Source organism: Sphingopyxis sp. BE235, assembly GCF_031457175.1.
Classification (GTDB): Bacteria; Pseudomonadota; Alphaproteobacteria; order Sphingomonadales; family Sphingomonadaceae; genus Sphingopyxis.
Genome location: NZ_JAVDWC010000004.1, coordinates 152,062 through 164,819 on the forward strand (window position 1 = coordinate 152,062; position 12,758 = coordinate 164,819).

At 65.6% G+C, this 12,758-nt stretch carries 9 protein-coding genes; 3 read left to right on the forward strand and 6 right to left on the reverse strand.

The window, feature by feature from the left end; translation table 11 throughout:
- Nucleotides 1-155: 155 nt before the first annotated feature.
- Together J2X38_RS17090 and clpB are read left to right on the forward strand one after the other, a co-directional pair.
- Complete coding sequence (locus J2X38_RS17090) at nucleotides 156-1,724, forward strand: leucyl aminopeptidase (protein WP_310255754.1); 1,569 nt, start codon at nucleotides 156-158, stop codon at nucleotides 1,722-1,724.
- Nucleotides 1,725-1,884: 160 nt separating this feature from the next.
- Complete coding sequence (gene clpB, locus J2X38_RS17095) at nucleotides 1,885-4,464, forward strand: ATP-dependent chaperone ClpB (protein WP_310255756.1); 2,580 nt, start codon at nucleotides 1,885-1,887, stop codon at nucleotides 4,462-4,464.
- Nucleotides 4,465-4,495: 31 nt separating this feature from the next.
- Here clpB and J2X38_RS17100 read toward each other — a convergent pair whose 3' ends face one another.
- The 3 genes from J2X38_RS17100 to J2X38_RS17110 form a co-directional block, all read right to left on the reverse strand.
- Nucleotides 4,496-4,855, reverse strand: a complete 360-nt coding sequence (locus J2X38_RS17100) for a hypothetical protein (RefSeq protein WP_310255758.1) — start codon at nucleotides 4,853-4,855, stop codon at nucleotides 4,496-4,498.
- Between the two features lie 32 nt (nucleotides 4,856-4,887).
- Nucleotides 4,888-5,220, reverse strand: a complete 333-nt coding sequence (locus J2X38_RS17105) for a hypothetical protein (RefSeq protein WP_058537454.1) — start codon at nucleotides 5,218-5,220, stop codon at nucleotides 4,888-4,890.
- A gap of 111 nt (nucleotides 5,221-5,331) precedes the next feature.
- Entirely contained in the window at nucleotides 5,332-6,516 is a 1,185-nt protein-coding gene (locus J2X38_RS17110; RefSeq protein WP_310255760.1) for an aspartyl/asparaginyl beta-hydroxylase domain-containing protein, read from the reverse strand.
- Nucleotides 6,517-6,825: 309 nt separating this feature from the next.
- Between J2X38_RS17110 and J2X38_RS17115 the strand changes: the two genes are divergently transcribed.
- Nucleotides 6,826-7,851 carry a hypothetical protein gene (locus tag J2X38_RS17115; RefSeq protein ID WP_310255762.1) on the forward strand — a complete coding sequence of 342 codons (1,026 nt, stop codon included), beginning with the start codon at nucleotides 6,826-6,828 and terminating at the stop codon, nucleotides 7,849-7,851.
- A gap of 291 nt (nucleotides 7,852-8,142) precedes the next feature.
- On the opposite strand, the gene J2X38_RS17120 is transcribed toward J2X38_RS17115, so the two are convergent.
- The 3 genes from J2X38_RS17120 to J2X38_RS17130 form a co-directional block, all read right to left on the reverse strand.
- Complete coding sequence (locus J2X38_RS17120) at nucleotides 8,143-11,277, reverse strand: TonB-dependent receptor domain-containing protein (RefSeq protein ID WP_310255764.1); 3,135 nt, start codon at nucleotides 11,275-11,277, stop codon at nucleotides 8,143-8,145.
- Between the two features lie 268 nt (nucleotides 11,278-11,545).
- Nucleotides 11,546-12,478, reverse strand: coding sequence for a M23 family metallopeptidase (locus J2X38_RS17125; protein ID WP_310255766.1), 933 nt, complete (start codon nucleotides 12,476-12,478; stop codon nucleotides 11,546-11,548).
- Nucleotides 12,475-12,687 carry a DUF2093 domain-containing protein gene (locus tag J2X38_RS17130; protein WP_037516223.1) on the reverse strand — a complete coding sequence of 71 codons (213 nt, stop codon included), beginning with the start codon at nucleotides 12,685-12,687 and terminating at the stop codon, nucleotides 12,475-12,477. The genes J2X38_RS17125 and J2X38_RS17130 overlap by 4 nt, the downstream gene beginning before the upstream one ends.
- Between the last annotated feature and the right edge of the window lie 71 nt (nucleotides 12,688-12,758).

Below are 12,758 nucleotides of genomic sequence, written 5' to 3' on the forward strand. Positions count from 1 at the left end.
CTCTGGTCCTCTTCGCACCTGGTCCGGCGCATCTGTGGCGGCCATGTCGTCCGATGGCAAGCGACTGTCGTTCGTCGAGCCGGATTTGCGGGCAAGCGGTGTGCCGCTATGCATGGGTCAGGTCATTGAACAACGGGGATTATCGAACCATGCGCATGAAAAGCCTGCTCCTTTCCGCTTGCCTGTCGCTCACCCTCGCGCCCGCCGCGATGGCGCAGACTACCGCCGGATCGGGCGTCGTTCCGGCAACCGTCGGCAATAGTGCCGAGCGCGCGATCGGCTTTGCACCCAACGCTCCGGCAGGCGCTGCGCTCGTCATCGTGATGACCGACGCCGCCCTGCCGCCGCTCGACGGAATCGCGCTGGGCGCTGCCGAGCGCGCGGCGATCACCGCCGCGATCGCTGCAGCGAGCTTCGACGGTAAGGCGGGCACGACATTGTCGCTGCGCGGTATCGGCGCGTATCCGCGCATCCTGCTCGTCGGCGCGGGTGCCGCCCCCTCTTCGCTCGCGCTCGCCGAAGCGGGCGGCAAGGCCGCGCAGGAACTCAAGAGCGACGCCCAGCCGGTGGCGATCGCGGGTGCCTTCGGCGACGTTTCGGCCGCCGATGTCGCCTATGGCTTCGCGCTCGGCCAATATCGCTTCGACCGTTACAAGACCGTCGACAAAAAGGCGCCGCCGACGGGCGCGGTGACGTTTGTCGGCGCCAATCCGTCGGGCGCCGAAACCGCTTTCGCCAATCGCTGGAAACCACTCGTCGAAGGCGTGCGCCTGTCGCGCGATCTCGCCAACGAGCCCGCGAACGTCATCTATCCCGAAAGCTTCGTCGCGCGCGTGCGCGAAACGCTGGCGGGCACGCCGGGCGTCAGCATCGAGGTGCTCGACGAAGCCGCGATGCGCAAACTCGGCATGGGAACGCTCGTCGGCGTCGGCCAGGGCAGCCCGCGCGGGTCGCGGCTGCTGCTTATCCGCTATCGCGGCGCCGGTTCGCCCGACGCGCCGACGGCCTTCGTCGGCAAGGGCATCACCTTCGATTCGGGCGGCCTGTCGCTGAAACCCGGCGCCGGAATGGGCAATATGAAGGGCGATATGTCGGGCGCCGCATCGGTGATGGGCGCGGTTGTCTCGCTCGCCAAATCGCGCGCACCGGTGCATGTCGTCGGCGTCGCGGCGCTCGCCGAGAATATGCCCGACGGCAATGCGCAGCGTCCGGGCGACGTGACCCGCACCATGTCGGGCAAGACGATCGAGATGGTCAACGCCGACGCCGAAGGGCGCCTCGTCCTTGCCGATGCCAATGAATATGTCGCCAAAGCCTATCGGCCCAAGGCGATCGTCAACATCGCGACGCTCACCGGCGCGGTCGTCGGTGCGCTAGACAACAGCTATGCGGGTCTCTTCGCGCGCGACGAAGCGCTCGCGGCGCGCCTGATCGCCGCCGGCACCGCGAGCGGCGAGGAATTGTGGCGCCTGCCGCTCCACAAGGATTATGCCGAGCGGATGAAGTCCGACATCGCCGACATCCGCAACTCCGCGACCGGGCAGGGACCGGGCGCGAGCCTCGGCGCGCATTTCATCGGCTTCTTCGTCGACGAGGCGACGCCGTGGGCGCATCTCGACATCGCCGGGGTCAACCGCTCCGAAAAGGCGACCTCGCTCGTCCCCAAGGGAATGACGGGCTTCGGCGTGCGGCTGCTCGACCAGCTTGCGCGTAGCGGGGAGTGACGCCCTCATTCCCGTTCGTGTCGAGCGAAGTCGAGACACCGTGAAGGCGTGTGCCACGATGGGCATCGCGACTTCGCTCGATGCGAACGGAACTGGTAGCAAGCCCCTTGTGTTGCCAAATAGCAACACTATCTTGCTCGGCAAGAAAGGGGCTTTCTGAATGAACCTCGAAAAATTTACCGACCGCGCCAAAGGCTTCCTGCAGGCGGCGCAGACGATCGCGATCCGCATGAACCACCAGCGGATCTCGCCCGAGCATATCGCCAAGGCGCTGCTCGAAGACAATGAAGGCATGGCCGCGGGCCTGATCGCGAAGAGCGGCGGCGACGCAAAACGCGCGGTCGCCGGCATCGACGCGCTGCTTGCCAAGGTCCCCGCCGTGTCGGGATCGGGCGCGCAGCAAACGCCGGGGCTCGATAATGACGCGGTCCGCCTGCTCGATCAGGCGGAGCAAGTGGCGACCAAGGCGGGTGACGGCTATGTCACCGTCGAACGGCTCCTCCTCGCGATGGTGCTTTCGGCCACTACCCCGGTCGGCAAGGCGTTCGCCGATGCCGGCGTGAAGGCCGACGCGCTCAACGCTGCGATCAACGAATTGCGCGGCGGCCGATCGGCCGACACCGCGAGCAGCGAAGACCGCTACGAAGCGCTCAAGAAATTCGCCCGCGACCTCACCGAAGTCGCACGCGAGGGCAAGCTCGACCCCGTGATCGGCCGCGACGAGGAAATCCGCCGCACGATCCAGATCCTGGCCCGCCGCACCAAGAACAACCCGGTGCTGATCGGCGAACCCGGCGTCGGCAAGACCGCGATCGCCGAGGGCCTTGCGCTGCGCATCACCAACGGCGACGTCCCCGACAGTTTGAAGGACCGCCGCCTCCTCTCGCTCGACATGGGCGCGCTGATCGCGGGCGCCAAATATCGCGGCGAGTTCGAGGAGCGCCTCAAGGGCGTGCTCGACGATGTGAAGGCGGCCGAGGGCGAGATCATCCTGTTCATCGACGAGATGCACACGCTCGTCGGCGCCGGCAAGGGCGAGGGCGCGATGGACGCGTCGAACCTGCTCAAGCCCGCGCTCGCGCGCGGCGAACTTCACTGCATCGGCGCGACGACGCTCGACGAATATCGCAAGCATGTCGAAAAGGACCCCGCGCTCCAGCGGCGGTTCCAGCCGGTGTTCGTCGGCGAGCCGACGGTCGAGGATTCGATCTCGATCCTCCGCGGCCTCAAGGAAAAATACGAGCTGCACCACGGGGTGCGCATCACCGACGGCGCGATCGTTGCCGCCGCGACCTTGTCGAACCGCTATATCTCGGACCGCTTCCTGCCCGACAAGGCGATCGACCTGATGGACGAGGCCGCGAGCCGCATCCGGATGGAGGTCGAATCGAAGCCCGAGGAAATCGAGACGCTCGACCGCCGCATCATCCAGATGAAGATCGAGGAATCGGCGCTTTCGAAGGAAACCGACGCCGCGTCGAAGGACCGGCTCGCAAGCCTGCAGGCCGAGCTTGCGAACCTCGAGCAGCAGTCGGCGGGCCTCACCCAGAAATGGCAGGCCGAAAAAGACAAGATCCACGCCGAGGCGAAGATCAAGGAAGAGCTCGACGCCGCGCGTTCGGCGCTCGACCAGGCGCAGCGCGCGGGCGATCTCGCGAAGGCGGGCGAGCTCAGCTACGGCACCATCCCCGGCCTCGAAAAGAGGCTCGCCGACGCCGAAGCCGCCGCGGGCAACGCAATGCTGCGCGAGGAAGTCACCGCCGACGATATCGCCGCGGTGGTCAGCAAATGGACCGGCATTCCCGTCGACCGGATGATGGAAGGCGAGCGCGAGAAATTGCTTGGCATGGAGAGCACGCTCGAACAGCGCGTCATCGGGCAGGACGAAGCCGTCCGCGCGGTGTCGACCGCTGTCCGCCGCGCGCGCGCCGGGCTTCAGGATCCGAACCGCCCGCTCGGCAGCTTCCTCTTTCTCGGCCCCACGGGGGTCGGCAAGACCGAACTCACCAAGGCGCTCGCGCGTTTCCTGTTCGACGACGACAATGCGATGGTCCGCATCGACATGTCCGAATTCATGGAAAAGCACAGCGTCGCGCGGCTCGTCGGTGCGCCCCCGGGCTATGTCGGTTATGAAGAGGGCGGCACGCTCACCGAGGCGGTGCGCCGCCGGCCCTATCAGGTCGTATTGTTCGACGAGGTCGAGAAAGCGCACCCCGACGTGTTCAACATCCTGCTCCAGGTGCTCGACGACGGGCGCCTGACCGACGGGCAGGGCCGCACGGTCGATTTCACCAACACGCTGATCATCCTGACCTCGAACCTCGGCAGCCAGGCGATCGCGGCGCTCCCCGACGACGCGCCGGTCGAACAGGCCGAACCCGCCGTCATGGAGGTCGTGCGCGCACATTTCCGGCCCGAGTTCCTGAACCGGCTCGACGAGATCGTGCTCTTCAACCGCCTCGCGCAGCAGCATATGGGCGGCATCGTCGATATCCAGGTCGCGCGCGTCCAGAAGCTGCTCGCCGATCGCAAAGTCACGCTAGACCTGACCGATGCCGCGCGTGCGTGGCTCGGCCGCGTCGGTTATGATCCGGTGTATGGCGCGAGGCCGCTGAAGCGCGCGGTGCAGAAATATCTGCAGGACCCGCTCGCCGACCTGATCCTGAAGGGCGAGGTCAAGGACGGACAGGCGATCAAGGTCGACGAAGGCGACGGGGCGCTGAAACTCGCGCCGGCATAAACAAAAGGGCGGCAGAAATGCCGCCCTTTCCCTATCGCGGTCGGCCGATCAGCGGCTCCGCCTGATCGCGCGGTTCCTGTCCGTTGTTGAAACTGCGCGAAACGGCTTCCAGCGTATCGCGCGCATCCTGATTGCCCTTGTCGGTGATGCGCCGCCATTCGGCATTGGTGTTGCAGACGCGCAGCTTCTTCACCAGCGAGCCGATCTGCTCGATGCGGCGGCAGCGGATATAGTCGGGAGCATTCGCGGCGCGCCCCATATTATAGGCGTCGATCTCCTCGCCCGTCATTTCCGACGGTACGCGCGCGAAGGGTGCTTCGGTCTCGCTCGCAACCGCGGCCGAAGCCGCCGACAGGGCTATAAGAATTCCCAAACTCGCGATCTTACGCATCCGATCCTCCCATAAAGGGTTCCAGGCAGCGTTCAGTTGGAGCTGTTGCCGGCCTTGCTCTGCATTGCTTCGGCGGTTTCGCGCGCGCTGGTGCTGCCCTTCTCAAGCGCGACCTTCCATTGCTCATTGGTGTGGCAGACGCGGTTCTTCTTCACCAGCGAGCCGATTTCGACCGATTTGCGGCATTTGATATAATAGGGATGGGTCTGCGGCAGCCCTTCATTATACGCCTTGATCTCGGTCGGCGTCATCGCCGAAGGTGCCTTTTCCGGCGGTGCGCGATCGGCGGGCGTCGCTTCGGCAGCAAAGGCCGCGGGTGCGGCGATCAGGGCGGCCGCGACAAAAGCGGACAAGCTGGTCTTCATGGCAATCCTCCTACCGCGGACCCCCGCCCGCAGCCTCGATGGCGCATCATATTGGTCGCACGGGCTTTCGCAAAGCTGAATTTCGCAAAGGAAGGACAGTCCGGCGCGCGGTCAGCGCGGGACCGCATAACCCGATCCGTCGGCCGATGCGAAATAACGCCGCAGCAGTTCATGTTCGCTGCTCGTCAGATGCGGATTCCAGACGTCGAAGATCAGCACCGCACGCAAATCGTCGCTGTCGTTCCACGCCTCATGCTCGATCGTGTCGTCGAAGGCGAACGCCGTGCCTTCCTTCCATTCCCGGGTTTCACCGCCGACGCGAAACCCGCAGCCCGGCGGGACGATCAGCGGCAGATGGACGATCGCGCGGGTATTGGTGACGCCGGTGTGCGGCGGGATGCGCGTATGCGGTTTCAGCATCGAGAAAAAAGCGCTCGGTGCGCGCCCCGCGATGCGCGCCCCCGGGATACCGGCGAGCGCAGCCGCCGTCGCGGGGCAGCGATCGAGCACCGCCTGGTTGGGCTCGCCATATTCCCACAGGAAGCAAGCCCCCCAGTCGAGCCGGTTGTCGAGCCCCGACCAGATCGATTCGGGCGTCCCTGGGTCCATCTTCACATAGGGCCGCAGCGACTCGCCCGGATCGTCGAGCAATGCCTGCAGCTCGGCACGGATCGCATCGGTTTGCGCCTCGATTTCGGCGAACCATGGGAAATGGCCGCGATCGAAAAATTCGTCGGCGGGCAGGAAGGGGTAATAAATGCCCGCGCACTCATTCTGATAGATGCGGCGGCGGCCGAGCGCGCTCGCGATGAAGGCGTCGCCGCGCCGCGCCTCGATTTCCGACAGGTCGCCACGCATTCCGTCGAGTGCGTCCGATGCCGCAGTAAACATCGTCTCGGTCGCCGCCGCGACAAAAACCTGCCCGTGCGCGAGCAGCGCTTCGAGCGGCGGCGGCACCGGATTGAGCTGTCCGCCGAGCGCGATCGCCGCGCTCCATGCCGCGAGCGCGGCGCCCTTGTCGCCCCGTGCTTCGTGCCGCTCGCCCTTGCGAATCCACGCCATCAGATCGCGCCGATCGATCGCCAGCGCGGCCTCGAGCGCCGCGAGTTCGCGCTCGTCGTCGCCGAGCGCGCGCCACGCGGAGGCGAGATTGCGCTGCAGGGCCCCCGATTGTGGGTCACCCGCGATCGCTACGCTAAAATGTTGGGCGGCGGCCGCGGGATCGCCGCCCTGAAGGGCTGCGATTCCAAGCCGGTTGGCCTCAACGGCTGAGGCGAGCGGAGGTGCGCTGGTCATAAGGGTCAGGACCTAGCCAGCGTGCGCTCGAGGCCTCGAAATGGCGAAGATATCGGCTTCGTGTGGCCGCCGCCGATGGTGGTTCCATCTGCAAGGCCGCGCGGAGACGATATCGAAGCCATTTCGACGTCCCTTCGGGATTTGACCGATTTTGTCCATGGCTGCGTCAGCGAGCCTTGGAATATACTCATATGCCTGCGTCCCGCTTCCTTGCCCTGAACAAAATCGCTTCAAACCTCGAGCGCACGCTGGCTAGGTCCTGACCCTCCCATGCTTGCCATCGACGGGGGCAATCGGCAAGGTCGATTGATGACCGCTGCGCCTTCCGTGACCGCCATTGTCGACGACGCCGAATGGCTCGCGCACCGTTATGATCCGGGCCACGATGCCTTTCATTTTCGCCGCGTCGATCGCGCCGCGCGCGCCGATGTTCCTTTTCTGACCGACCTGCACCTCGGCGAGGAAAATTCGCCCGTCGTGCTGCGGCGGGCCGATTGCCGCGCAGCGATGGAAGGACAGCGATCGCCGATCCATTTCCTGTTCCATTCGGCCTATTGCGCATCGACGATGCTCGCGCAGGCGCTCGACCAGCCCGGGGCCGCGACCAGCCTGTCCGAGCCGGTGCTGCTCAACGACATGGTCGGCTGGCGCCGCCGCGGTGCCAGCCCGCGCGACCATGCCGCGGCGATGGACGATGCGCTGGCGCTGCTCGGTCGCGGCTTCGCCGCAAGCGAGGCGGTGATCGTCAAGCCGTCGAACATTTTCAATCCGCTCGCGCGCGGCGCGTTGACGCTGCGGCCGCAGGCGCGTGCAATCCTGCTCCACGCCCCGCTGCGCGATTTCCTGCTCTCGGTCGCGCGCAAGGGCATGTGGTGCCGGCTGTGGTGCCGCGAACTGCTCGAGAGCTATCTGGCCGAGGGGTATGTGCAGCTCGGTTTCGAAGCGCGCGACTATTTCCGCCAGTCGGATCTGCAGGTCGCCGCGGTGGGCTGGCTCGCCCAGCAACAAGCCTTCGCGGCGCTGCTCGCATGGGCGCCGGGCCGGATTGCCTCGCTCGACAGTGAGGTGCTGACACAGGACCCCGTCGCTGCGATCGCGGCGGCAATGGATCATCTGGGGCTCGCCGGTGATCGCACCGCGATCGCCGATCACCCCGCGCTCGGCCGCAACAGCAAATCGGGCGCGCCCTTCGCGACGGGTGAACGGCAGCGCGATCTGGCCGCGGCCGAAGCCGCCTATGGCGAAGAGATTGCGCAAGTCGCCGGATGGGCCGAAGCCGTCGCCGATCAGGCCGGCATTCCGCTCGCCCTGCCCGCACCGCTTCTGACGCGCTGACGTCCGCCGGGTTGGCGGTCGATCTCTTTTGCCGGCGCTTTCGGTAGCTAACGACCGGTTGCGGACTCCAACACTCTCGTCACCCCGGACTTGATCCGGGGTCCCGCTTGAGGTCGGAGCCAGCCGATGCCTCAAAAAGCGGGATCCCGGATCAAGTCCGGGATGACGAAGCGTAAGGAAGCAACGTCCGCTCCCCACCCCAAAGCCGCCATTCGATCTGGCGCTCTTACACCATAGAAAAAGGGGCGGACATTGCTGCCCGCCCCCAATTCTTGCCGAAGCGTGAAGTGACTAGAACTTCAGCTTTGCCGACACAGCGTAACGGCGACCCAGCGCGTCGTACGACGACGGGTAGGTGTTACCGCTGTTGTAGGTGGTCGAACCGATCGAGTTGCCGACGATCGGCGGCTTCTTGTTCAGCAGGTTCTGCACCGTCATCGTCACGGTCAGATTGTCGCTGACGCTGAAGCGGCCCGTCAGGTCGAAATAGTTTGCCGCCTTGATCTTGCGGAACGCCGGATCGACCATGCAGCCGTCCGGATCGGCACCGTTCGGATCGCGGCAGTCAGCCGGCGAGGCCAGAGCCGCGTCGAGGTCGCTCTGCAGCTGCAGCGGTTCGAACTGGACGCTGTCCTGCCAACGCCACAGCAGCGACAGGTCGACCTTGTCGAAGCCGAGCGTGAAGCGGTTCGAGAACTGGAACTCGGGCTGGATCGAACCCGTGAACGAGCAGTTCACGCTGTAGAAGCCGACGCATTCGCGGTTGATCGAGTCGGGGTCCGCCGCGTTCGCGTTGAACTTCGAGCTACGCGTCCAGTTACCGACGAACGACCAGTCGAGGCTCGCGAAGCCGAGATCCGCGTTGTAGTTCATCAGCAAGTCGACACCGTCGGTGAACAGGCGGCCGAGGTTGTTCGTCGTGCCGAACAGGCCTGCGGTGGTCGCCGGATCGCCGTCGAGACCGCCGGTGAGCGGGTTACGACGGATCGACGTACAGGCGGGGTCGCTTGCGCTCGCCGCCGTGACGGCGCCGAAGCAGGCGCCGATGATATCGCCCGGAAGCGGCACGCCCAGAACGTCGTCGATCTTGATGTTGTAATAGTCGACCGACAGGTTGAACCGCGGCAGGAAGTCGGGCTGGAAGACCACACCGAGCGTCCAGGTGTTCGCCGTTTCCGGCTGCAGGTTCAGGTTACCACCGGTGGTGATGTTCGCCTGAGCCGCGGTCGGGTTGGTGATCGAACCGATCGTGCCGACCGGAGCGCCCTGTGCGATACAGATCGCGCGCAGGTTGGCGTTGGCCGTCGGTGCGGTGCCCGCGCAGGGGTCGAGAGCGAGGTTGGTCAGGCCGACCGAGGTCGGCGTGAACAATTCGCCGATGTTCGGGGCGCGAACCGCACGGCTGTAGTTACCGCGGAACTTGACGCCCGCGCCCGGTTCCCAGCTACCGCCGGCTTTCCAGGTCCAGGTGTCATAGCCACCGGCGCCCTTGATGCTGTAATCCGAATAACGGATACCGGCTTCGAGGGTCAGGCTTTCGAAGAACGGCTTGTCTTCGACCAGCGGAGCGACGATTTCGGCATAAGCTTCGTAAACGTCGTACGCGCCGTCGATGTCCGGAGCCGCACCGCCAGCACCGCCGAGTTCACCCGCGGTCTTGGCGAGCGTATCCGCCGACTGCTGCGCGGTGTATTTGCGATATTCGCCACCGAGAGCGAAGCCGATCGGCTGCACCGCCAGCGGCGACGCGAAGCCGACGTCACCCGAAATGATCGCACGAACCTGCGACAGCGAGGTGCGGTTGGTCGATGTGCTGTTTTCCGACAGGAAGTCAGCAGCGGCCGGGGTGATCGAGCCTTCGGGGCCGAACAGGTTGACGGGAACGCAGCCGTTCGACGTGTCCTGGCAGACCGGGTTGGCGAGCGTGCCGTTGACCAGCGATCCCTGACGGAAACGCGACTGCAGCGTGTAGTTCTGGATGCTCTGGATATTCTCCGATTCGCCATAGGCGCCTTCGATGTTCCAGTCGATCGTGTCGGTGATGCCGCCACGTGCGCCGACGCGATAATCGAAGAAGGTCGTCTGATAATCGCTGATGCGCGGACCGACTTCCGGCGTACGACGGTTCAGCGTTGCGGCCGGGTTGTTAAAATAACCTTCGCCGTCGCCAATCGAGCCATTCCCATCGACGTCGAACGGAACGAACGTGTTGTTAAAGCCGATCTCGCGATAAGCCGCATCACCGCGGCCGGTTGCGGCCGCTGCTGCGGAGCACTCGCCAGGTGTGAAACGCGGCGTGTATACGGACGTGCTCGGATTGACGTCGAACGCGCAGAACTGATTGCGCAGTGCAGTCGGCAGGAACGGATTGTTCAGGTTGATCGGCACCGAGCCGCCGAACGAGCCCGACGGTGCGATGATCGTCGAGACCTTGTTCTTCGAGAACATGCCGCGCGTGTAGACTTCGATCGCGTCCGACACTTCGTAGTTCGCCTGGCCATAGATGTTATAGCGTTCGAACGGCGTCTGGAAGATGTTGTCCGGGTTGAAGTTGAACGATGCGAACGGCGCAACGGCCTGGCCTGCGGCGTTGATCTGACGCACGCCGCCGTTGCCAGTGGCCGGATTGGTGTTAATCGTACCATCGGGGTTCAGCGGGCGGGTGCCCGAGAAGCGCGACGGAACCGCGGTGCCCGAACCGCCGTTGCCGCCGGTGTAGCTGTCGACCTGGAAGAAGGAGAAGTCGCGGTCGCCCTGATAGACGGCGTCGGCCGACTGATAGCCGATGCTCAGCACGGCGTTACCGCGGCCATCGTCGAAGTTCGCACCGATCGTGGCGTCGACGCGGAAGACGTTGCCGTCGCCCTGCTCGGTGATCTGGTTCGAAGCGGTGACTTCCAGACCCGCGAAATCGCGCTTGGTCACGAAGTTCACCACGCCGGTGATGGCGTCGGCACCATAGGTGGTCACGGCGGCGCCGGTCAGCGCGTCGACGCGCTCGATCAGGGCCAGCGGGATGTTGTTAAGGTCGACGCGGCCGTTCACGTCCGACGGAGCGACGCGGTTGCCGTTCAACAGGACGATGTTACGGACCGAGCCGAGGCCGCGAAGATCGACGTACGAACCGCCGGTGTTGCCGTTGTTGACGGCCGAACCCATGCTGGGGACGACGCCGGGCATTTCGCGCAGAACTTCTTCAGCGACGTTCGACTGCTTCAGTTCGATCGTGTCCGAGGTCGTAACGTTGACCGGGGTCGACTGTTCGAGGTTCGGGTTACGGATCAGCGAGCCGGTGACGACGATTTCCGACTGCGCGGCAGTCTCTTCGGCGGCGTCCTGCGCAAAGGCAGGAGCCGAAACCAGGGCGACACTCAATACGAGCGGCGCAGCGCCTAGCCTCAGCTTGGAATATTGGGTTTTCTTCACAGTGCAGTCCCTTGCTACTGGTGGATTGAATTACCCGGACGCCCCCGCGGCAGGCCAAAGCCGACGCGCACAGATGCCCCGATAGCGTGCGGGATGTAACTTCGTTCATGTCGAGTAAAGCGAATTCCCGGCGCAATCGGCGGTTTCGCGAGCCATTGTGACGTATTTGCAACAAACGCGGGAATCCGCGAAATACTATATGCTGCAGCGCGGCATTCCGCGACATATTGTTTCACTGGTTACGAATTCGCGGGGCAGCCGGTCAGGCTCAGCCGCCGATCGGCCCCGCCAGCTTGCCGGGGTCGAGCCGCGCGCCACGCCATTTCAGCCCCCAGTGCATATGCGGCCCCGTCGCGCGCCCGGTTCGCCCCACCGTGCCCAGCCGCTGCCCCTGCACGACCCGGTCGCCGACCCTGACATCGAGCCGCTGACAATGGAGGAAGGCGCTCGACAGCCCCATGCCATGATCGACGATCAGCAGATTGCCCTCGAGCGTGAAGGGGGCGCTCGCGGCGAGCACGACCACACCGTCGGCGGGCGCGACGAACGGCGTTCCGGCCGGCACCGCGACGTCGGTGCCGCTGTGATAGCTGCCCGGCTTGCCCTGATAGACACGCTGCGACCCGAAAAAACCCGACAGGCGCCCCGTCACCGGCCAGCGGAACGTCTGCCGCCAGCCGTCCGAATCGACCTGCATGTTCCGCGCCGCCGCGATCTGCGCGAGTTCGGCGGGGCGACGGCGTTCGAAATCGGCGTCGCTCGACGCGCTGCCGCGATAAGGCGCATTGATATGTTCGAGCCGCCAACGGCCCGCCGCGACCGCGATGACGCGCTGGACCTCGCGCCCGCCGGTCAGCGTCGCAACCAGCCGCGCGCTTGTCCCGGCATCGCGGTCGAACGCGATCAGGAAGCGGCCGTCGCTGGCGAGCGGGACCGCCTTGCCGTCGAGGGTGAGCGCACGTGTGTCGCTTGGCGCCTGCCCGACCATCGCCGCGCCCTGTTCGGCGAGCCCGGCGAGCGTGAAGTCTGCGCGCACCGGCGCGCGCGGCGGCGCGGGCGGGGATGGCGGGGTGGCGACGGGCTGAACGGCAGGCCGCGGCGCGGGCCTGGTTTCGGTCTCGGCCGCCGGAACACAACCCGCGGCAACGATCAGGAGCCCCAACGCCGCCCCGCACCGCAGCCCGTCGGCCCCGATCCTCATGCCTTGCGCGCGGCGTCCAGTTCGGCCTGCACCGATATCTCGGCACTGGCATAGGGCTCCTGCCGCGCGACCGACCAATAGCGCAGCTCGTCGAGCCCGATCGGCGCGCCGCTCACCGCGCACAGCACATGGTCGCCGGGCGCAAGGACGCGAAACCCGTTCGGTCCATATTGCAGGCGGGCAAGGCGGTTGCGGCTGGCGATCAACATGATTCTCTATCCATTTAGCGGGCAAGTCAGGCCGCAACTATAACAGTATCGCGCCGCGCAGCCACCCCCGG